The organism is Cupriavidus sp. H39 (assembly GCF_050271075.1).
GTDB lineage: Bacteria > Pseudomonadota > Gammaproteobacteria > Burkholderiales > Burkholderiaceae > Cupriavidus > Cupriavidus necator_B.
Genome location: NZ_CP189846.1, coordinates 161,255 through 181,967, shown reverse-complemented (window position 1 = coordinate 181,967; position 20,713 = coordinate 161,255). Strand labels below are relative to the sequence as shown.

Below are 20,713 nucleotides of genomic sequence, written 5' to 3'. Positions count from 1 at the left end.
TGCTGACACCAAGCTGGACCGCAGCGGCGGTTAAGCTGCCAAGCGACATCGGCCGAGGTCCCCACAGGGCGCCTGGTGAACCAGTAGTTGCGGCAGCCAGCGCCGAGCAGCGACCCTATTTCGATCGCGACCCGTGCGGCCCGCGCTCCAGGATCTTGTACAGATGCGAGCGGGAGATTCCCAATTGCTCGGCCGCGCGTTTCTTGTTGCCGCCGTGGCGAGCGACGGCGTCCATCACCGCGGCATAGGCCAGCTCCCGCATGCCCGCGGCGGGCTCGGCAGGGGAGCGATGTGTGGGAGTTGGCGATGGCAGGTCGTCCGTCGCGGCAGTCTCGTTTGGATACGCCTCTTCGGGCGCATGCAAGGCGGGCCGGCTTTGCTGCCCCGATAGCCCGCGCGCCGACTCGCCGCGTGCAAAATCCGCCACGCGCAGCGTCCGGCCGTCGCAGAAGACCAGTGCCTCCTCGATGCGCTGGCGCAGCTGGCGCACATTGCCGGGCCATGGCTGGCCGGCGAGGTAACGCGCCACTTCATGGTCGATGCCAGGCGCCGGCATGGCGTTGCGCGTGCAGAAGGCGTCGACGAAATGCTGCAGCAGCGCCGGAATGTCCTCGCGCCGCTGGCTCAGCGCGGGGATGCGCAGCACCACGCCGCTGAGCCGGTAGTACAGGTCAAGACGAAAACGCCCGGCGTCGATCAGTTCGGGAATGTCGCGGTTGGTGGCCGTGACCAGGCGGAAATCGACCCGCTGCGCGCGGCGGCTGCCCAGGCGTTCGATCATGTGGTCTTCCAGCACGCGCAACAGCTTGCCCTGCATTTCCATCGGGATGTCGGCGACCTCGTCGAGAAAGACCGTGCCGCCCGCGGCCAGTTCGAGCTTGCCCGCCTGTCCCTGGCGCTGGCTCCCGGTGAAGGCGCCAGGCGCGTGGCCGAACAGCTCCGACTCGATCAGCGTGGCGGGCAGGGCAGCGAGGTTCAGGCTGACCAGTGGCCGCGCGCTGGCCGGCTCGGACCCGGCGCCGTGGATGGCGCGGGCCACCAGCTCCTTGCCCGTGCCGCTCTCGCCCAGGATCAGCACCGGCACGTCAAGGCGCGCGACGGTCTGGATTTCGCGGCGCAGGCGCTGCATCGGCGCACTTTCGCCGATCAGGCCAAACGTCGGTTGCCGTTCGTGCAAGCCGTGGCGAAGACCATCGACCTCGCGCTGGTAGCGCGCCACCTCGGAGCGCAATTCAACCAGTTCCTTGTGCATGCGGACAAGCGCCTCTGGCCCCTTGAACATGACTTGCCCGATCGCGCCCACCACCTCCCCGTCCTGGCGGATCGGCATGCGGTTGACGACGCGGGTGGCGCCGTCAAGCTGCTGCAACTGTCCGATCTCGGCCTTCCCGCTGGCCACCACCTGCGGCAGCCGCGAATTGGGGATGACCTCGGCCGCCGGACGGCCGATGCCGCCGCCGGTCTCGAGGCCCAGGAATTTCTCGTGGACGGGACTGATGAAGCGCACCCGTCCTGCCTTGTCGACCACGGTGATGGCCTGGTACGGGTCGTTCAGGAAGTAGTCCAGGATCGCGCCGGCGAAGGGCACCGTGCCCAGGAAGTCGAGCAGCACGGCCTGGCTATCGGCGTGATGCAGAACGATCAGCTGGCGCTCGCCGTCTTCCAGCGACAGGCCGATGAAGCGCCGGTCGGCTGCGTCAACGGGAAACAGCCTGCGTCCCGAACCCGGCGCGCCTGCGCGGGCGCATGCAGCGAACGCGGCGTCGGCGATGGCGGGGTCGGTACAAGCACCGAGCGCTGCCTCGCGTGTTCCGTCGCCAGAACAGACGAGCACGCCGAGCGCGAACTTGGTTCCGTCTTGTGCCTTCATTGAGGACACATTGTGTCTCCGTGCGTGCCTGCTGTGCGGACACATTGTGTAGTCATTGGAGACATCCTAATGGCGGCCCCGAAATTATTCAATAAATTCAACCCATAAGCGGGTTTTTGGGGGCTGGCACATCTCCTGCGAGAAGTTGCCAACACATGTATTGCGCAAAGACACAGGAGAGGACAGTGAGTTGGCAGCCTGAAATCGATGAACTGGCCCACCGTCGACGGCTCGCCGCCCGGATGGGCGGCGAAGGCAAGGTGGAGCGCCACAAGGCGGCCGGCAAGCTGACGGTGCGCGAGCGGATCGACGCCCTGGCGGACCCCGGCTCGTTCCGGGAGGTCGGTGGCCTCACCGGCAGCGGCCGTTACGACAGCAACGGGCGGCTGGTGGACCTGGTTCCGTCGAACCTGGTGATGGGCCGGGCGCAGGTAGGCGGCCGGCCCGTAGTGCTGGTGGGGGACGATTTCACCGTGCGCGGCGGTGCCAACGAAGGCGCAGTGGGCGACAAGCTGATCCACGCCGAGAAGATGGCGCACGACCTGCGGCTGCCGATGATCCGGCTGGTCGACGGCACCGGCGGCGGCGGTTCGGTGCGCAATATCGAGATCAAGGGCCATACCCTGATTCCCACCATGAAGGTCTGGCAACACGTGGTGGAGAACATGTCGGTGGTGCCGGTGGTGTCGCTGGCATTGGGTTCGGTGGCGGGCATGGGCGCGGCGCGCGTGGCCGCCAGCCACTATTCGGTGATGGTCAGGGAAACCTCGCAACTGTTCAGTGAGGGCCCGCCGTCGGTCGTGGCCCGCGTGGGCGAGGCGCTGAGCAAGAACGAGCTGGGCGGCAGCCAGATCCACACCCGCAACGGCGTGGTCGACGATGAGGTCGGCACCGAGCAGGAGGCCTTCGCGCGCGCGCGCCAGTTCCTGTCTTATCTGCCCCCTTCCGTATTTGAACTGCCGCCGCGCGGCGAGCCCAGGGACGACGCCGCGCGCCGCGACGAATGGCTGCTGTCGGCGATTCCGCGTGACAGCCGGGCGGATTACAAGATCCGGCCGATCCTGCAGGCCTTGATGGATGACGAGTCCTGCTTCGAGATCGGCAGGCACTGGGGCTGCGCCGTCATCACCGCGCTGGCACGCCTGGATGGCTGGCCGGTGGCGGTGATCGCCAGCGACCCGTCCTTCCATGGCGGCAGCTGGGACAGCGACAGCGCCGAGAAATTCACGCGCTTCGTCGACATGGCCCAGGCCTTCCACCTGCCGGTGGTCAACCTGGTCGATACAGCCGGGTTCCAGGTCGGCCTGGAGGCAGAAAGGGCAGGGATCATGCGCTATGGCGTGCGCGCGCTGGCAGCGCTCTACCAGGCCACGGTGCCGTGGTGCTCGGTGATCCTGCGCCGCGCCTATGGCGTGTCGGCAGCCGGCCACCAGCACATGGGGCGCTTCAATTTCCGCTATGCCTGGCCCTCCGCCAGCTGGGGCGCATTGCCGATCGAAGGCGGCCTCGACGTCGCCTACAAGGCCGAGATCGAAGGCGCCGACGATCCGGTGCAGAAGCGCGCCGAGATCGAGCTGCGCGTGCGCAGCCTGACGTCGCCGTTCCGCAGCGCGGAAGCCTTCGTCATCGAGGACATCATCGACCCCCGCGACACCCGCACGCTGCTGTGCGAGTTCGCCAACCTGGCGGCGCCGCTGCGCGAGGCCGGGATCAGCCGCTTTGGCATCCGTCCCTGAGCGGCCAGGCCAGGCATCACCGGTACGGCACGGACATCGAATTACAGAGAGGAGACTGCATTGAAGAAGCTGTTGATTGCCAATCGAGGGGAGATCGCGCTGCGCGTGCTGCGCGCCGCACGCGATCTCGAGATCGGGACCGTCTCGGTCTATTCGCAGGACGACCAGGGCGCGCTGCACCGGATCCTGGCCGACGAGGCCGTTGCCCTCGACGGCGCCGGGCCGGCTGCATACCTCGACATGGCAGGCATCATCGCCGCGGCGAAGGCATCCGGCTGCGATGCGATCCATCCGGGCTATGGCTTCCTCAGCGAACGGGCCGACTTCGCCCAGGCCTGCCATGACGCCGGCATCCGCTTTATCGGCCCTACCGTCGAGCAGCTCGCGCTGTTCGGCGACAAGGGGCGGGCGCTTGAACTGGCGGCCGACAGCGACGTGCCGGTCATGCCGGCGACGCGCGGCGCGGCGTCGCTGGAGGAAATCGCCAGCTTCTTCGACCAGCAAGGCGGCGCGGGCGTGGTGATCAAGGCGGTTGGCGGTGGCGGCGGCCGCGGCATGCGCGTGGTACGACGGCGCGAAGACCTGGCCGAAGCGTATGCGCGCTGCCGTTCCGAGGCGAGCTCGGCGTTTGGCATCGATGCCGTCTACGCCGAGCGGCTGGTTGCCCGCGCGCGCCATATCGAAGTGCAGATCGCCGGCGACGGCGCGCATGTGATTGCCCTCGGCGAACGCGACTGCACCCTGCAGCGCCGCTTCCAGAAGGTGGTCGAGATCGCCCCCAGCCCGGTACTGAAGCCACAGCTGCGCGAGCAGATCATCAAGGCGGCGCTCAGGCTGGCGCGCCGCGTCAACTACCAGAGCCTGGGCACCTTCGAGTTCCTGGTCGAGGAAGCCGAATCCGGCGAGCAGAAGGACTTTGTCTTTATCGAGGCCAACCCGCGCTTGCAGGTCGAGCACACCATCACCGAGCAGGTTACCGGTGTCGACCTGGTCGCGCTGCAGATCGGGATCGCCGCCGGGCAGGCGCTCGCCGATCTCGGCCTGGATCCCGCCGCGCCGCCGCAAGCCCGGGGCTATGCCATCCAGGTGCGCATCAACGCCGAGATGACCGATGCGCAAGGCCTGGCGCGTCCCGCACACGGCCGCCTGGAGCGCTTCGACCCGCCTTCGGGCCCGGACGTTCGCGTCGATTCCCATGGCTACACCGGCTATGAACCGTCGCCCAATTTCGACACCCTGCTGGCCAAGCTGATCGTCACCAGCTCAGCGCCGAAGTTCGACGCGGCCGTGCGGCGCCTGCAGCGCAGCCTGGCGGAGTTCCGCATCGCCGGCGTCCCGACCAACCTGAACCTGCTGCGCGCGCTGGTGCAGCGCGACGATTTCCTCGCGCAGGACGTCCATACCCGGCACTTCGAGGCGATCGTGCAAGAACTGGCCGCAGCGGCGGAGGCCATTGCGCAGGCCGGTCGCGCGCACGAAGCCTTGCTGGGCGGCGCGACGCGTCCTTCGCAGGCGCTTGCGCCGCGCCACGTCGATCCGGAAGAGGAAATCAGCGAGGGCCTGGTGGCTGTCCGTGCGCCGCTGACGGGCAGGGTGGTCGAGATTGGCGTCGCGCTGGACCAAATCGTCAAGCCCGGCCAGACGATTGCAGTGCTCGACGCCATGAAGATGGAGCACGCCATCGTCGCCGAATGCGGTGGGCGCGTGGTCGACCTGAGGCTGGAGCCGGGCGCGCTGGCTGCGGAAAACCAGGTGCTGATCGTGCTGGAGCAGCTCGAGGCCGATGGCGTCGCCGTGGCCGCCGCGCAGCAGGCCGACTCCGACGCGATCCGCGCCGACCTGCAGCGCGTGCTGGACCGGCATGCCTACCTGGATGACGCCGCGCGCCCCGATGCCGTCGCCAGGCGCCGCTCGCGCGGCCAGCGCACCGCGCGCGAAAACGTCGCCGACCTGTGCGATCCGGATACCTTCGTGGAGTACGGCGCGCTGGCGCTCGCCGCGCAGTCGTCGCGCCGCAGCCAGCAGGACCTGATCGTCAACACCCCGGCGGATGGCCTGATCACCGGCATCGGCAATATCAACGGCGAACTGGTCGGCAAGGCGCGTGCACGCAGCGCGGTGATGGCCTACGACGCCACGGTGATGGCCGGCACGCAGGGCAAGCGTAACCACATCAAGACCGACCGCATCGTCGAGGTGGCGCTGCGCGACGAGCTGCCCCTGGTGCTGTTCGGTGAAGGCGGTGGCGGCCGGCCCGGGGACGTCGATTTCCCTTCGGTGTCCGGGCTGTACCAGCCGTCGTTCGCCGCGTTTGCCGAGCTGAGCGGCAACGTGCCGGTGGTAGGAATTGTTTCGGGCCGCTGCTTCGCCGGCAACGCGGCCTTCCTTGGCTGCTGCGACGTCATCATTGCCGACAAGTCAGCCAATATCGGCATGGCGGGACCGGCCATGATCGAAGGCGGCGGCCTCGGCATCTTCCGCCCGGAAGAAGTCGGTCCCGCAGCGGTGCAGGTGGCCAACGGCGTGATCGATATCCTGGTCGACAACGAGGCCGAGGCTGTGCAGGCGGCGAAGCACTACCTGTCCATGTTCCAGGGCCGCGTGGCGCACTGGAGCGCGCCGCAAGCGCTGGCGCTGCGCCAGGTCGTGCCCGAGAACCGGCTGCGCGTGTACGACACCCGCAAGGCCATCGAGGGCATCGCCGACGTCGGCAGCGTGCTGATGCTGCGCGCCGGCTTCGGCGTGGGCATCCACACCGCGCTGGCGCGTGTGGAAGGCCAGCCCGTCGGCATCATGGCCAATAACCCGTATCACCTTGGCGGCGCCATCGATGCGGACGCCGCGGACAAGGCGTCGCGCTTCATGCAGCTGTGCGATGCGCACGGCCTGCCGATCATCTCGCTGATCGACACCCCGGGGTTCATGGTGGGTCCGGAATGTGAGGCCCGGGCGCAGGTGCGGCACGTCTCGCGCATGTTCCTGACGGCGGCCAAGCTGCGTGTCGCGTTGCTGGCGGTGACGCTGCGCAAGGGCTACGGCCTGGGTGCGATGGCCATGGCGGGAGGGGGCTTCCGCTCGGCAAGCTTCACCGTGTCGTGGCCGACCGGCGAATTCGGGCCGATGGGTCTTGAGGGCGCGGTCAGGCTGGGCTTCAAGAAGGAGCTCGAGGCCGTGCCGGATGGCCCCGAGCGCAAGGCGCTGTTCGACAGGCTGGTCGCCCAGTCCTACGAGCGCGGCCACGCGATCAACACCGCGGCCGCCGTCGAGATCGATGCGGTGATCGACCCCGCGCAGACACGGAAGTGGATCGCACAGGGCATCGCCTCGGCGGACTTGCGCGGCCGCAGGGAGCGCCGCGGATTCATCGATGCGTGGTAAGCGCCGTACCCGGCGAATCCCTACACAGAGCCAAGAGGTTTCCATGACGAAGCATGGGTTTGACCCGGCGCAGCTGGCGCTGGGCGGCTTGCGCGTGCTGGAGGTCGGCAGCGGCCCCGCGCTGGCGTATGCGGGCAAGCTGTTTTCCGACTTCGGCGCCGAAGTCATCAAGGTGGAGAGCCCGGCGGGCGACGCGTGGCGGCGCATGCCGCCGCTGGTCAGCGCACCAGGCGCCGCGCAACCGGAAAGCGCGCTGTTTGCGTGGCTGAACACCAACAAGCGCAGCGTTACCGCCGATGACCGAAACGCCGAGGACGGCGCGTGGCTGGCACAGCTGGCGCTGACGTGCGACGTGGTGCTGGACGCCCGTGCGCTGGCTGAAGGCCCGGGCATTCTCGGCACGCCGGTCTGGCGGCAGGCGGCCGATCACACGCCACGTCACGAGCCGATCGAGGTGGCACTCACCTGGTTCGGCGAGAGCGGGCCGTACAGCCATTACGCCGGCGCCGAAGCCGTGTGTCGCGGGCTTGCCGGCGCCGTGCACGGCAGCGGCCCCGCGGATGGGCCGCCGCACATGCCGCACGACGTGCAGTCGGCGATCGTGGTCGGGCTGAGCGCATTCTCGGCCGCCGTCGCGGCGCTGATCGGAAGCGGCCAGGGCAGCCGCCGCTATGTGCTGAGCGCCCACGAAGCGGTCTTCGGCGTGGTCGAGATGGAAGCGGGCATGGTGCAGGACCAGCGCCATCCGCTGCGGCGCCTTGGCGTCAACCGGTTCTGCGGCACGCATCCGGCCGGGATCTACCAGACAGCCGAAGGTTGGATCGGCATCTTTACGCACACCCTGCCGCAGTGGAAGGGCCTGTGCGAGGCCATCGGTCGTCCCGACCTCGGCAGCGATCCACGCTACGCAAGCGGGCCGGAACGGATGGAACGTGCGGACGAGATCGACGCGCTGCTGATGCCTGCGTTCCTGACGCGCACGGCCCGCCAGTGGTTCGAGATCCTGGGCGGGCAGAAGCATCCGGCCGTGATCGTGCCGACCATGGAGACCCTGCTTGGCCAGGAAGTGCACCGGCAGCGCGGTGCCTTCGTGCCGGTCGGCGTGGGCGGCGCTACGTTCGAAGGCCCGGTGGTGCCGCTGCGCCTCGATGCGGCGGGGCCCCTGCCCGGCGGCAAGGCGCCGGCAAAGGGCGCGCATGACCTGCACTACCGCACCGCGGGACTGGACCATCGCCCGCGCCTGGCGCTGATGCGAACGGCCGGCGAGCACCTGCCGCTCCAGGGCATGCGCGTGATCGACCTGACGATGGGCTGGGCCGGGCCGCTGGCGGCGCGGACGCTGGCCGACTTTGGCGCGGAGATCATCAAGGTCGAGAGCACCGGCTATCCCGACTGGTGGCGCGGCGCCAATTTCACCGAGGCGTTCTATCGGGACAGGCTGTACGAGAAGAACTCGAACTTCAACCTGATGAACCGCAACAAGCTGGGCATCACGCTGGACCTGACACGGCCCGAAGGCAAGCAGCTGCTGCTGCAGCTGGTCGAAGGTGCCGACGCGGTCATCGAGAATTATTCCGCCGAGGTCCTGCCCAAGCTCGGGCTGGACTACGAAGCCCTGCGCGCCAGGAACGAACGGCTGGTGATGCTGTCGATGCCGGCCTTCGGGCTCGGCAACGCGTGGAGCAATACCCGAGCGTACGGCGGCACGCTCGAGCAGGCCAGCGGGCTGCCGCTATACACGGGTCACCCGGATGGTCCGCCGGCCATGACGTCGTACGCCTATGGCGATCCGGTCGGCGGCCTGAACGGCGGCGCGGCGATTCTGCTTGCGTTGTTTGCCCAACAAGCGACGGCGCAGGGTCGGCACATCAACCTGTCGCAGGTAGAGGCCATGTTGCCGATGGCCGCACCGTTCATGCTGGAGCAATCCGTCACCGGCGGCGTGTCGCCGCGGCAGGGCAATCGCCATCCGATGCATTGCCCGCATGGCTGCTTCCGTTGCGCCGGCGACGATGCGTGGATCGTGCTGACGGTGACCGACGCGGACTGGCCCGCGCTGTGCCGGGCGATCGGCCGGGCGGACCTCGCGGCGGATCCCCGGCTGGCGCAGGCCTCGGGACGGCGCGCCGGGGAGGCCATGATCGAACAGGCGATCAAGTCCTGGTGCGTGGTTCGCGACGCCGACGCGGCAATGCAGCAGCTGCAACAGGCCGGGATCGCTGCCGGCGTGGTGCGGCCCATGTCGCAGGTGCTGCGGGACCCCCACCTGCGCGCGCGCGGGTTCTGGCGCCAGGTCGAGCGCGCCCACGTCGGCACCTACACATCCAGCACCGCATGGTTCAGGACCGGGCCGGACCCCGTGCCCATCCGCCATCTCGCGCCGACGCTGGGCGAACACACCGAAGCGGTGCTGCGCGGCGTGCTCGGGCTCAGCGCGGACCAGATCGCAAGCCTGGAACAACAGGGCATCACCGGCACCGTCGCGAAACCAAAGCAGGCAAGGCAGATGCCATAAGCCCTGCAAGTATTCAGAAACACGACTATTACGATACGGAGACGACATGAACAAATCGACATGGATCCAGCGGTGCCAGGCAGGCGCAAAGGCCGGCAAACTCAGCATGGCGGCAGCCGCGCTTGGCCTCCTGGCCACGACGATGGCCGCGCCGGCCGCGGCCCAGAATACCGGCTGGCCTAACAAGCCGATCCGGATGATTGTTCCCTTTCCGGCGGGATCGTTCACGGATACCGTGGCCCGGGTGCTTTCGGAGCGCCTGACCAAGTCTCTCGGCCAGCCTGTGGTGGTGGAAAACAAGGCTGGCGCGAACGGACTGATCGGCGTTGGCGAGGCCGCCAGGGCGGCGCCCGACGGCTATACCTTGCTGGTCACCAACTCCAGCAGCATCACCATCAACCCGCAGATCTACAAGAAGGGCACCTACTCGCCAAAGGACTTCACGCCGGTCACGCTGGTCCTGGAGGCGCCCTTCATCCTCGTCACCAATCCTGAATGGTCGCAGAAAAACGCGGTCGGCTCGGTGCCCGAGCTCGTGCGCTACGCGACGCAGCATCCTGGCAAGGTCAGCTATGGATCCGCCGGGCCGGGCAATATTGCGCATCTCAGTTTTGCCATGCTGAACAACCGGACCAGAATCAAGACCACGCACATTCCCTACAAGTCCGCGGCCCAGGCGCAACTGGCCGTGATCAGCGGTGAGCTGGATACCGCCTTCGACACCTGGACCGCGCTGCCGCAGATCAAAGCGGGCAAGCTGAAGCCCCTCGCCGTCAGCGCTCCGAAGCGCATGGCGCAGTTGCCGGAGGTGCCAACGCTCGAGGAGCTTGGCATCTCGCCCTTCGACGTGACCTTCTGGATCGGCATGCTGGTACCGGCCGGCACGCCGCCGCAGATCGTCCAGAAGCTTCATTCGGTCGCGCAGGGGCTGCTCGAGGACAGCAAGGCGAAGACCGCGCTGGGCCAGCAAGGCGATGTCGTGATGATCGATCCGGCCAATTTCGCGAAGCGCGTGGCAAAGGAGGAGGGCAATTGGACGGCGGTGATCCAGCGCGAAGCGATCACGCTGGATTAAGGCGGCAGACGGCGCGGCGAGCGTTGCGAAGTCTGTGGGGAATGTGCACTTTGGCGGAGGTTGATTGATAGCGCCGGGCGGCCAGTATGCGGCCGACTGGCCTGGCGCGGGCTGGTGAGTTTTACCGTCGTAGAACGACCGACCCTTCGCCGTCAATCAAGTCTTCGTGTCTGGAACGGCCGTCCATCGTTGTTGAGCCGTCATTCGCTCACCCCTGCAAACTCGGTAGCGCGGACAGGACTCAAACTTTCTCCCGATCTGCATCGGCCTGTTGAAACTATCCTGGCCTGGCGCCCGACCCGATGATGAGTTCAAGCTCGGTCTTGAAGCCATCACCGGCGTCAAACTGCTTTAGGCATTCATAAACATCGTTCCAGGCCTTCAATCTCGCCGCGACGTCGAGGTCGGCTATCACAGCCCGGTATGCCCCGGCGGCTTCCTGCATCAGTTGCAGAGCATCGGACGCGCTCGGCAAGGCGAGTTGCGCTCGAACGTGTTGTGTTTTCACATCGCCAAGACCGCTGTCGTTCATCAGGCGTTCCATCACGCCATCGCCTCCCAGTGCGAAGATTCCAGGTTGTCCGGGCGCGGGAGGAGACTTGCCTGCGTGGCGTAGAAGGATCGCCATCGGCTGAGCCATGAAGGGATTGTTGGCCGGCGTCGTGAAGACCAGCGCCGCGAAACGCGCGCCAGGCTTGAGTGCGCGTTGGACAGCTATCAAGGCCTCACCAGGTGACGGAAAAAGCATCAATCCCAAGCGGCACATCGCCGCGTCGAACGGCGCCAATGTCTCGTCCAATTCGTCTGCGGCGCATTCCAGTGTTTCGATATTCTGAAGACCGGCACGCGCGGCATTTCGGCGGACATGCTCCAGCATGGTGCCCGATAAATCACAGGCAACCACTTCGCCGTCGGCACCCACTCGCATTGCTGCCTGGATGCTCTGGCTCCCGGCACCGCAAGCGAGATCGAGAACGCGCATACCCGGCCGGATACCGGCCATATCCATGAGCGTGTCCGTGGCGCCCGAAAGATTGGTGGCGAACACATGCTCCCACTTCGCCCAGCCGGGTGCTGCCGATTCCCACGTATTGCGAAGATTGGATTTCACCCTGCTGTCGGTCATCTGTACGCTCCTCAGGACCCACCGCCGTTTGTACAGGAGCATTGTATTGCGCAAGCGATCGTGTGGGTCCTGTCGTGCAGCGCCCGTTGGTTGGCCTCCACGCAGAAGGCTTTCATTCTGCGCACAATTGGAGACTGCGCGGGTGAGTGAGTGCCTTCCTGAACGAATCCAACGGCTGAGTGGCCATTTGTTCGGCTCCGGTCTTGCCCTGACCCTCTACCTTCGCATCATCAGATCCCGCCCGCCGCCATGGCAGCGCCCGGCACTACCGCCGGCGCCGTTCCCAGTGCCTGGTCCACAACGCCCGCCACCATGTCCGCCGTCACCGCCGACAAGGTCCACCCCAGGTGTCCATGGCCGGTGTTGTAGAAGATGCAGGCCGCGCGACCGCGCCCCACGCGCGGCAGCATGTCGGGCATCATTGGCCGCAGCCCGGCCCACGGCACCACGCTGCGCGTGCTGACGCCGGGGAAGCACTGCTGCACCCAGTCCACCAGCGGGCGGATGCGGTCGGCGCGGATATCGCGGTTGGTGCCGTTGAACTCGGCGGTGCCGGCAACGCGGAAGCGGTCGTCGCCCAGGCGGCTGGTTACCAGCTTGGTTTCGTCGTCTAGCAGGCTGACCACCGGTGCCGCGGCGCGGCTGGCGTCATCGGTCAGGTTGACGGTGATCGAATAGCCCTTGACCGGATAGATATTGACGCGGTCGCCCAGCCCGGCGGCCAGCGCGCGGCTGGCGGTGCCGGCGCAGATCACGGCGCCGTCGAAGGTGGAACTGGCGGTGTCGTTGTCGTCCTGCACGGTGACGGTGGCATGCCGTCCGTCCGTTTTCACCGCGCGCACGTCCTGGCCGTACAGGCAGCGCACGCCCAGGCGCGCAATGGCGGCGGCGAGGCCGCTGGTGAACTTGTGGATGTCGCCGGTGGAATCGCTCTCGGTGAAGTAGCCGCCATAGTAGGAGCCTGCCAGCGTCGGCTCGATCGCCCGCATCTCCCCGGGCGTCACCGCGCGCCGCTCCAGGCCGCCTCGCGCCAGCAGCGCGGAGACCCGGCCGGCATGCTCGAAGCCGGCCCGGTCGCGATAGATATGGAGGATGCCGGCCCGCTTCAGGTCGAAGTCGATGCCTTCCTGCGCCGCCCAGGCAAACAGGTGCTCGCGCGCGGCGATGGCCAGGCGCGCGGTTTCGATGGTGTTGCGGCGGTAGTGGGGAATCGACGCGATGAACTCGGCGAACCATGACAGCTTGTGCCAGCTGGGCCGGGGATTGACCAGCAGCGGCGCATCATTGCGCAGCATCCATTTGATGCCCTTGACGAGGGTGGACCAGTGGGTCCAGACCTCGGCATTGGAGGCGGAGAGTTGCCCGCCGTTGGCGAACGAGGTCTCCATGGCGGCATAGCGGTGCCGTTCGAACAGCGTGACGGAGAATCCGCGCCGGGCCAGCGCGTAGGCCGTGGTAACACCGGTGATGCCACCGCCGATGACAGCGATCGTTTTCATGATCTGCAGGATCCAGGAACGTCTGAGGGTAGGAGTCCGCACGCAACATGCGTGAAGGACGCCCCCTCTGTTCTGGACCTGAGAGATTCACGACGCCTGGCCGCGGGGGCGGGGCGCGCTTGCTCCTTCGGTATGCCGGGCTGACGATGGCGTCCGGCATTCTTCAGAGTGCACTGACGGGTGATGCCGGTCCTTTTGCCTGAGAGTTTCCGGGGCGGTTGCTCCTTCGGCGCCGTGCGCGGCGGGCGCCGCGACGGTCTCTCCCTGCATCACGCTGGCTGGATGCCAGTCGGGGCAATGTAGTGACAAGGCCGTGCATTGGGTATGCGGGTTAACGCTGAGATTGCCGGCGGCCCGCGTCGCTATGTCGCATCGGCGCCAATCGCCTCGCCCCATAAAATGTCAGCGCTCGCTATCGGGGAGGCGCGGGAGGCGCCTGATGCTGCGCAGGACAGCGAGCCAAAAAGACGACAACAAGGTTTCCAGTGAAGAAAAATCGCATTGCGCTCGCGGTTTCGGCGGTGCTGATGGGGCCCCCCGTTGCGGTCGCCCAGGCCGTGGATGCGCCCGAGCCGCTGCAGGAGGTGGTGGTCTCGGCCAAATCGGAGTCCGGCGAAACACCGGCGATCCCGCCCAACACGCCCGCGCCCGCCTACGGCATCCGCAGCACCCGCATGGCCGACTTCAACGTGGTCAATACGGAAGACGCGCTCAAATACGCGCCCAACCTCGCCGTGCGCAAGCGCTTTATCGGCGATATGAATTCGATCATCTCGGTGCGCAGCACCAGTTCGCGCCAGTCGGCGCGCGGGCTGGTCTATGCGGACGGCCTGCTGCTGTCCAACCTGCTGGGTTCGGATTTCAGCTTCCCGCCGCGCTGGTCGCTGGTCAATGCCGCCGAGATCGAGCGCATGGACGTGCTGTACGGCCCGTATTCGGCGCTGTATCCCGGCAACTCGCTGGGCGCGACGGTGCTGATCACCACGCGCACGCCGGAGAAGTTCGAGGGCGATGCCGGCGTGCAGCTGTTTGCGCAGCGTTTCGGCCTCTATGGCACCCATGACAACTTCAACGGCGTGCATGCCAACGCCTATGTGGGCGACCGCGTCGGCGCGTTCTCGTGGCTGGTCAGCGTGGACCGGCAGGACAGCAAGAGCCAGCCGCTGAGCTTCTATACCGCGTCGCGCTCGACGCGACCAGCGGGCGCGGCGGACATCCCGGTCTCGGGCGCCTATTTCGACCGGGACCAGAGCGGCCGCGATCGCGTGGTGATGGGCGTGAACAGCGAAGGCATCACGCACACGGTGCAAGACCAGCTCAAGCTCAAGCTCGGCTACGACATCACCAGCACGCTGCAGGCCCAGTTCACCGCCGCCTACTGGCAGCAGGACCGCTCCAATTCCACCGGCAGCTACCTGCGCGATGCCAACGGCAACGTGGTCTCGGGCGGGCCGGTGAATATCGGCGGCTACCAGTATGTGATTCCTGCCAACGCCTTCGCGCCGGGCAACGGCGAGGACGCGCGCTGGCTCTACGGGCTGTCGCTGCGCACGCGCAATCAGACCGGCTGGAACTTCTCGGGCGTGGCCTCGCTGTTCGATGTCAGCAAGGACGTGAGCCGCAGCGCCGGCACCGCCGGCAACGGACCGGGAACGGTGACCTATGGCGATGGCACCGGCTGGCGCACGCTCGACCTGAAGGCCGACTACCGCCCGCAGCGGTTGCAGGGCGGGCATTGGGTCACGGTCGGCTACCACTATGACAACTACCGGCTGAGCAACACCAGCTACGACACCTCTGACTGGCGCGCGGCCACCATCACCGCGTTCAACAACGCCTTCGCCGGCAAGACCGAGACCCAGGCGCTCTTTGCGCAGGACGCCTGGTACTTTGCCGAGGACTGGAAGCTGATTCCCGGCGTGCGCTACGAGCACTGGCGCGCCTATGACGGCAGCCGCAGCCAGCCGGGCGTGGCGGTCGGCTATCCCGTGCGCAGCGAATCCAACTGGTCACCCAAGCTGACGCTGGAGAAGGCGTTCGGGCAGGACTGGCTGGGCCGGTTGTCGCTGGGCCAGGCCTATCGCTACCCGACCGTCAGCGAGCTGTTCCAGGGCCGCATCACTGGCACGGCGCTGATCAACAATGACCCCACCCTGCGGCCCGAGCGCTCGTTCTCGAAGGACCTGACCTTCGAGCGCACGGTCGATGCCTCGAACTTCCGGGTCTCGCTGTACGAGGACGATATCCGCGATGCGCTGGTCAGCCAGACCAACACCACGGTATTCCCCACCGTCACCAGCTTCCAGAACGTGGAGCGGGTGCGCACGCGCGGCATCGAGCTGGCCTATGACGGGCGCGACGTGCTGGTGAGCGGCTTCGACCTGTCGGCCAGCGGCGCCTACAACCATTCGAAGACGCTGGAGAATGCCAACAACCCGGCCTCGGTGGGCAAGTATTTCTACCGCATCCCGAAGTGGCGCGCCAACCTGGCGGGCACCTATCGTTTCGCGCCGGCGTGGGCCGGCACGCTGGCCATGACCTATTCGGGCCGGCAGTACAATACGCTCGACAATTCGGACACCAATCCCGATACCTTTGGCGGCACCAGCAGCTTCCTGACCTTCGACGTCAAGGTGACCTACAAGCCCGCGCGCAATGTGCGGCTCGGGCTTGGCATCGACAACCTCACCGACCAGCGCTATTACGTCTACCACCCGTACCCGGGCCGGACGTTCTACGCCGAGGCAAAACTTTCCTTCTGAGCCCGTGAACACGCTGACTTCCACCCTGCCAGGCACCCGTCCCGCCGTCCGCGTCATCCTTGCCGGGCTGGTCGCCTGCGTCGCGGTGGCGGCCGCCGCCAGCGCGACCGCGCAGACGCACGGCAATCATGCCGGCCATGGGGGCCAGGCCAGGGCCGTGAAGACGAGCGAACTGGGCACCGGCGCCGCCTTCGACCGCGACGGCAAGCTGTGGATTGCCTACAAGGACGGTCCCCATGTTGCCGTGCGGTCGTCGACGGACTACGGCCGCAGCTTCGGCCCGGCGCGGCATGTCAACGGCACGCCGGAGCTGGTCGCCGCCGATCATGAAAGCCGCCCCAAGGTGGCCGCCGGGCGCGATGGCGAGATCTACGTCACCTGGACCCAGCCGCTGCCCACGCCGTGGACGGGCTTTATCCGCTTTGCGCGCTCCACCGACGGCGGCAACACCTTTGCCGAACCGCTGACGGTGCATGCCAACCGCGACCAGATCGCGCATCGCTTCGACGCCATCGCGGTGGATCCGGCCGGGCGCGTCTTTGTCAGCTGGATCGACAAGCGCGACGTGGCCGCCGCCGAGGCGCGCAAGCAGCCGTATGCCGGCGCCGCGATCTACTACGCCGTGTCGTCCGATCATGGCAAGAGTTTCCAGGGCGACTACAAGATCGCCGACCAGTCGTGCGAATGCTGCCGCATCGTGTTGTCGCCCACGCCGGATGGCCGCATGCTGGCGGTGTGGCGCCATGTGTTCCCGCCCAACGCGCGCGACCACGCGCTGGCGCTGCTGGGCGCCGACGGCAAGGCCACGCCGATGCAGCGCGCCACCTTCGACGACTGGCGCATCGACGCGTGCCCGCACCACGGCTCTGGGGCTTCGGTGGCGCCCGACGGCACCGTGCACATGGTGTGGTTCAGCGTGCGCGAAGACAAGCCGACGGTGTCGGTGGGGCGCTGGCGCGACGGCAAGCTGCAATCGCAACGTCCGCTGGAGGATGCGCGCGCGCAGCATGCCGATATCGTCGCGCTGAACGACAACGACATCGCGGTGGTGTGGAAATCGTTCGACGGCCAGCAAACGCGGCTCGCCGCCATGCTGTCGCACGACGGCGGCAAGACCTGGCAGACGCGCAAGCTGGCCGGTACCGAGCGTGATTCCGACCAGCCGCACCTGCTGCAGCACGCCGGCCGCGCCTACGTGCTATGGCGCACGGAGGCCGAGGGCTTCCGTGTATTCGCGCTCGGGCAGGAGGGCGCATGATGCGATCGCGCCGCCAACTGCTCGCCGCCGCCGTTGCAACATTGGCGCTGCTGTCCGGCACGGCCCATGCCGCCGGTCCGGCCGCCGACCGTGTCGCGGTGTTCGATTCGGCCAATGCCGCGCGCCTCGCCGCCAGCCAGGGCGGCAAGCCCTTCGTGCTGGTGGTGTGGTCGCTGGATTGCGTCTATTGCAAGCGCAACTTCGACGCCCTCGGCAAGCTGCGTGCACGCCATCCGGCGCTGCGCGTCGTCACGCTGTCGACGGACAGCGCCGACGCCCTGCCGCAAGTGCGGCAGGTGCTCCAGCGCGTCAGCCTTACGCGCAATGCGTGGGTGTTCGGGCATGAGCCGCAGGAGCGGCTGCGCTATGCGGTCGACCCCGACTGGATGGGCGAGATGCCGCGCACCTACTTCTATCGTGCCGATGGCCAGCGACAGGGCGTGTCCGGCGTGATCAGCGACAACGACTGGGACCGGCATCTGCGCTGGGCCGGCATCGCGGGCTGAACCGCCGCGTCGCCAGCCCGGCGCCGCATTTCAGGACAGTTCCTTGGGCAGCTTGCCGCCGTTGGCGGCCAGTTCCTGCATCAGGCGCTTGTGCAGCCAGACGTTCATCGCGGCGGAATCGTTCATGTCGCCGCTGTAGTGCAGCTCGCGCGCGAGTTCCTTGCGGTGTTCCAGGCTGCTGTCGATGCCAAGCGCCTTCATCGCATCGACAATGGACGTGCGCCAGTTCAGCGTCTGCCCGCTCTCTTGCACCAACCGGTCCATGATGGCCTCGACATCGACGCCTGACAGCGGCGCGGCTTGCGCTCCGGCGGGCGCACCCGTCGTGCCCTGGACGTTGCCGCCGGCGGGCGCCGTGCCGGTGCCGGAGGTTGGCGCGGTGCCGGCCGGCGCGCCGGCCGAAGTCGGCGACCCGGCGGCGGGTGTGCCCGCGGTGGTGGTGGCAGCGGGCTTGTGCTTGCCCAGCAGCTTGTTGAGGATGTCCTTGAAGATGCTCATGGCGGGCTCCTGAAAGGTGGATCGTGGCAGCAAGCCCTTGCAGGTTCCGGGCCACCGTTGCTGCGCGTTGCTGCCGCGCGGTTAGCACACGCCGTTTGTAAATGGTGCGTGTATCGGCACGGGCTTCCACGCTTCAGCCGCCGGTATTGGCTGCGTGCCGCATGCCTTGCCCTGTTTCCGGATTGGTAGTTTCCCCACTCTGCCGGCATTGCCCGTAGCGCTATCATTCGCGCCTATTGGTTCAATAAAGAAACAGATGTTCAAATATGAACACGCGACCCACAGGGCCAATGCGAGGGCTGGTGTGGCCGGCAAGGAGAGACATCGTGAAATTCCGCATATTCGCTCCCGCACTCGCCGCAGCGCTGCCGCTGGTGGCGGCAGCGCAGTCCGTGACCCTCTACGGCGTCATCGATACCGGCGTGGAATACCTGAACCACGTCGGCGCGGCGGCCGATACCCTGGTGCGCCAGCCGTCGCTGGCGGCGACCGTGCCGTCACGCTGGGGCTTGCGCGGCAGCGAGGACCTGGGCAACGGGTTGAAGAGCGTGTTCGTGCTGGAATCGGGGTTTGCGCCTGACTCGGGCGTTTCGAACCAGGGCGCGCGCCTGTTCGGGCGCCAGGCCTTCGTCGGGCTGAGCGGCCCCTGGGGGCAGGTCGGGTTCGGCCGCCAGTACACCATGCTGTTCTGGGCCAGGCTGGATACCGACATCCTGACCTCCAACGTCTATGGCGTCGGCTCGATCGACAGCTATATCCCCAACACGCGTGCCGACAACGCGGTGTCGTACAAGGGCAAGTTCGGCGGGGTCACCGTCGGCGCGACGTACAGCCTGGGCCGCGATGCCGTCAATGCCGGCCCCGGACCGGCCGGCACCAACTGCGCGGGCGAGAACCCGGCGGACGCCAGGGCCTGCCGCGAATGGTCCGCCATGCTGATGTACGAGACCGGCTGGTGGGGGGTGAGCGCGGCCTACGATTCGCTGCGCGGCGGACCGGGCGCGTTTGGCGGCCTGACCCGCAGCAGCCTGACGGACGATCGCTTCTCGCTGGGCGGCTACATGCTGCTGCAGCGGACCAAGCTGGGCCTCGGCCTGCTGTCGCGCAACAACCAGGCGAGCGCCGCGCCGCGCAGCGATCTGTGGTTCGCGGGGGCCTCGCATGACCTCACGCCCGCATTCAACCTTGCCGGCGAACTCTATTACCTGCGTTACCGGCACAGCGCGAACCGGGCCTGGCTGGGCGCGATCCGCGGCACCTATGCGTTCTCGAAGCGCACCTCGGTCTATGCCACCGCGGGTTATATCGACAATCGCGGCCAGTCGGCACTGTCGGTCAGCGGAGGCAGCCCCGGCGGCAATCCCGCGCCCGGCGGCAACCAGGCCGGTGTCATGCTTGGTATCAAGCAGATCTTCTGAGCCGTTGCGGCCATTCAAGAGGTAGAACGATGAAACCATCCCGCTCGCTGTCGATGCTGACCGGCATCGTCCTGGTCTGCGCTTCAGCGCTCTCGGCCGCCGCGCCCGCCACGGCGCCGGTGGCTGTCACACCCTCGGCGGTGCCGGGCCGCGCAGGCGATGCCGATCGCGCCGACCATTTCCGCGTGACGCTGCTTGGCACCGGCACGCCGGTGCCGTCGCCAACCCGCGCCGGCTACAGCACGCTGGTGGAGGCCGGTGGCCAGAAGCTGGTGTTCGATTTCGGCCGCAACGTATCGGTGCGCCTGTGGCAGCTGCGGATTCCGCTGGGCAGCGTCGATGCGCATTTCCTCACGCACTTCCATTCCGACCACCTGGTGGGCCTGCCCGACCTGTGGCTGACCGGCTGGCTGCGGCCGCCCTATGGCCGTCGCGACCGGCCCATGGCGCTGTATGGGCCGGCGGGCACGCGCGCGCTGGCGGATGGCCTGCGCCAGGCCTTTGCCGCCGATATCGCGATCCGGCACAAGGACGAGGGCAGCGCGCTCACCGGCATCACCATCGATGCCCACGACGTGGCGCCCGGCGTCGTCTATGAAAAGGACGGCGTGCGCGTGACCGCGTTCGAGAACGACCACGGCGACAACATCCGCCCGTCGTATGGCTATCGCATCGACTATCGTGGTCGTTCGGTGGTGTTGTCGGGCGATACCCGCTTCAGTCCCGCCGTGGTGGCGCAGGCCCGCAATGCGGACGTGCTGGTGCATTGCGTCACGCTGATCCCGGATGCGCTGCTGGCGTCCACCCCCGCGTACCGCGCCATCTACGACCATCTGTCTTCGCCCGAGGATGCCGCGCGGGTGTTCCAGGCCGCTGCGCCCAAGCTGGCGGTGTTCAGCCACATCGGCCTGAACGGCGATGCCACCGTGGGGCAGATCGTCGAGCGGGTGCGCAAGACCTACGCCGGTGAACTGCTGGTCGGCGAAGACCTGACCCGCGTGGAAATCGGCCTGGATGGCCGTGCCGGCACCGCGGGCGGCATCGCGGTGTGGCAGGAAAAGCCCTGAGCCAC

Annotated in this window: 13 protein-coding genes and 2 riboswitches; of the genes, 9 read left to right on the top strand and 4 right to left on the bottom strand. The window is 67.4% G+C overall.

Annotated features, from left to right (window positions below; genetic code table 11):
• Positions 1-115: 115 nt before the first annotated feature.
• Entirely contained in the window at positions 116-1,870 is a 1,755-nt protein-coding gene (locus ACOCMH_RS01280; protein ID WP_427307383.1) for a sigma-54 interaction domain-containing protein, read from the bottom strand.
• A 185-nt stretch (positions 1,871-2,055) separates the two neighbouring features.
• Here ACOCMH_RS01280 and ACOCMH_RS01275 point away from each other — a divergent pair, with 185 nt between their 5' ends.
• From ACOCMH_RS01275 to ACOCMH_RS01260, 4 genes are read left to right on the top strand one after another with little or no spacing between them, the layout of a single operon-like run.
• Positions 2,056-3,606, top strand: a complete 1,551-nt coding sequence (locus ACOCMH_RS01275; protein ID WP_427307382.1) for an acyl-CoA carboxylase subunit beta — start codon at positions 2,056-2,058, stop codon at positions 3,604-3,606.
• 60 nt (positions 3,607-3,666) lie between these two features.
• Positions 3,667-6,984 carry a carboxyl transferase domain-containing protein gene (locus ACOCMH_RS01270; protein ID WP_427307381.1) on the top strand — a complete coding sequence of 1,106 codons (3,318 nt, stop codon included), beginning with the start codon at positions 3,667-3,669 and terminating at the stop codon, positions 6,982-6,984.
• A gap of 43 nt (positions 6,985-7,027) precedes the next feature.
• Entirely contained in the window at positions 7,028-9,499 is a 2,472-nt protein-coding gene (locus ACOCMH_RS01265) for a CoA transferase (RefSeq protein ID WP_427307380.1), read from the top strand.
• A 46-nt stretch (positions 9,500-9,545) separates the two neighbouring features.
• Positions 9,546-10,574 (top strand): tripartite tricarboxylate transporter substrate binding protein, encoded by a 1,029-nt coding sequence (locus ACOCMH_RS01260; protein ID WP_427307379.1) that lies wholly within the window; start codon positions 9,546-9,548, stop codon positions 10,572-10,574.
• A gap of 277 nt (positions 10,575-10,851) precedes the next feature.
• Here the strand turns inward: ACOCMH_RS01260 and ACOCMH_RS01255 are convergent, their stop codons facing one another.
• Positions 10,852-11,700, bottom strand: a complete 849-nt coding sequence (locus ACOCMH_RS01255) for a class I SAM-dependent methyltransferase (RefSeq protein ID WP_427307378.1) — start codon at positions 11,698-11,700, stop codon at positions 10,852-10,854.
• 230 nt (positions 11,701-11,930) lie between these two features.
• Positions 11,931-13,241: a D-amino acid dehydrogenase gene (locus ACOCMH_RS01250; RefSeq protein ID WP_427307377.1), complete on the bottom strand. Its 1,311-nt coding sequence runs from the start codon at positions 13,239-13,241 to the stop codon at positions 11,931-11,933.
• A 15-nt stretch (positions 13,242-13,256) separates the two neighbouring features.
• Positions 13,257-13,376: riboswitch (glycine riboswitch) on the bottom strand.
• Positions 13,377-13,475, bottom strand: a riboswitch (glycine riboswitch).
• Positions 13,476-13,726: 251 nt separating this feature from the next.
• Here ACOCMH_RS01250 and ACOCMH_RS01245 point away from each other — a divergent pair.
• From ACOCMH_RS01245 to ACOCMH_RS01235, 3 genes are read left to right on the top strand one after another with little or no spacing between them, the layout of a single operon-like run.
• Positions 13,727-15,961, top strand: a complete 2,235-nt coding sequence (locus ACOCMH_RS01245) for a TonB-dependent receptor (RefSeq protein ID WP_427307376.1) — start codon at positions 13,727-13,729, stop codon at positions 15,959-15,961.
• 4 nt (positions 15,962-15,965) lie between these two features.
• The gene (locus tag ACOCMH_RS01240; RefSeq protein ID WP_427307375.1) at positions 15,966-17,219 is read left to right on the top strand and encodes a sialidase family protein; all 1,254 of its coding nucleotides are present in this window, start codon (positions 15,966-15,968) and stop codon (positions 17,217-17,219) included.
• Positions 17,216-17,725 (top strand): TlpA family protein disulfide reductase, encoded by a 510-nt coding sequence (locus ACOCMH_RS01235; RefSeq protein WP_427307374.1) that lies wholly within the window; start codon positions 17,216-17,218, stop codon positions 17,723-17,725. Before ACOCMH_RS01240 ends, ACOCMH_RS01235 begins: the two co-directional genes overlap by 4 nt.
• Positions 17,726-17,755: 30 nt before the next feature.
• Here ACOCMH_RS01235 and ACOCMH_RS01230 read toward each other — a convergent pair whose 3' ends face one another.
• Positions 17,756-18,223, bottom strand: a complete 468-nt coding sequence (locus ACOCMH_RS01230) for a DUF3597 domain-containing protein (RefSeq protein ID WP_427307373.1) — start codon at positions 18,221-18,223, stop codon at positions 17,756-17,758.
• A gap of 326 nt (positions 18,224-18,549) precedes the next feature.
• Here ACOCMH_RS01230 and ACOCMH_RS01225 point away from each other — a divergent pair, with 326 nt between their 5' ends.
• Both ACOCMH_RS01225 and ACOCMH_RS01220 read left to right on the top strand, forming a co-directional pair.
• Positions 18,550-19,641: a porin gene (locus ACOCMH_RS01225; RefSeq protein WP_427307372.1), complete on the top strand. Its 1,092-nt coding sequence runs from the start codon at positions 18,550-18,552 to the stop codon at positions 19,639-19,641.
• A gap of 29 nt (positions 19,642-19,670) precedes the next feature.
• Positions 19,671-20,708, top strand: a complete 1,038-nt coding sequence (locus ACOCMH_RS01220) for an MBL fold metallo-hydrolase (protein ID WP_427307371.1) — start codon at positions 19,671-19,673, stop codon at positions 20,706-20,708.
• The last annotated feature ends 5 nt before the right edge of the window (positions 20,709-20,713 follow it).

Excerpts from the sequence above, each read along its gene's own strand:
- ACOCMH_RS01280 (WP_427307383.1), bottom strand. The coding sequence starts at position 1,870 with ATGAAGGCACAAGACGGAACCAAGTTCGCGCTCGGCGTGCTCGTCTGT.
- ACOCMH_RS01265 (WP_427307380.1), top strand. The coding sequence starts at position 7,028 with ATGACGAAGCATGGGTTTGACCCGGCGCAGCTGGCGCTGGGCGGCTTG.
- ACOCMH_RS01260 (WP_427307379.1), top strand. The coding sequence starts at position 9,546 with ATGAACAAATCGACATGGATCCAGCGGTGCCAGGCAGGCGCAAAGGCC.
- ACOCMH_RS01255 (WP_427307378.1), bottom strand. The coding sequence starts at position 11,700 with ATGACCGACAGCAGGGTGAAATCCAATCTTCGCAATACGTGGGAATCG.
- ACOCMH_RS01245 (WP_427307376.1), top strand. The coding sequence starts at position 13,727 with ATGGGGCCCCCCGTTGCGGTCGCCCAGGCCGTGGATGCGCCCGAGCCG.
- ACOCMH_RS01235 (WP_427307374.1), top strand. The coding sequence starts at position 17,216 with ATGATGCGATCGCGCCGCCAACTGCTCGCCGCCGCCGTTGCAACATTG.
- ACOCMH_RS01230 (WP_427307373.1), bottom strand. The coding sequence starts at position 18,223 with ATGAGCATCTTCAAGGACATCCTCAACAAGCTGCTGGGCAAGCACAAG.
- ACOCMH_RS01220 (WP_427307371.1), top strand. The coding sequence starts at position 19,671 with ATGAAACCATCCCGCTCGCTGTCGATGCTGACCGGCATCGTCCTGGTC.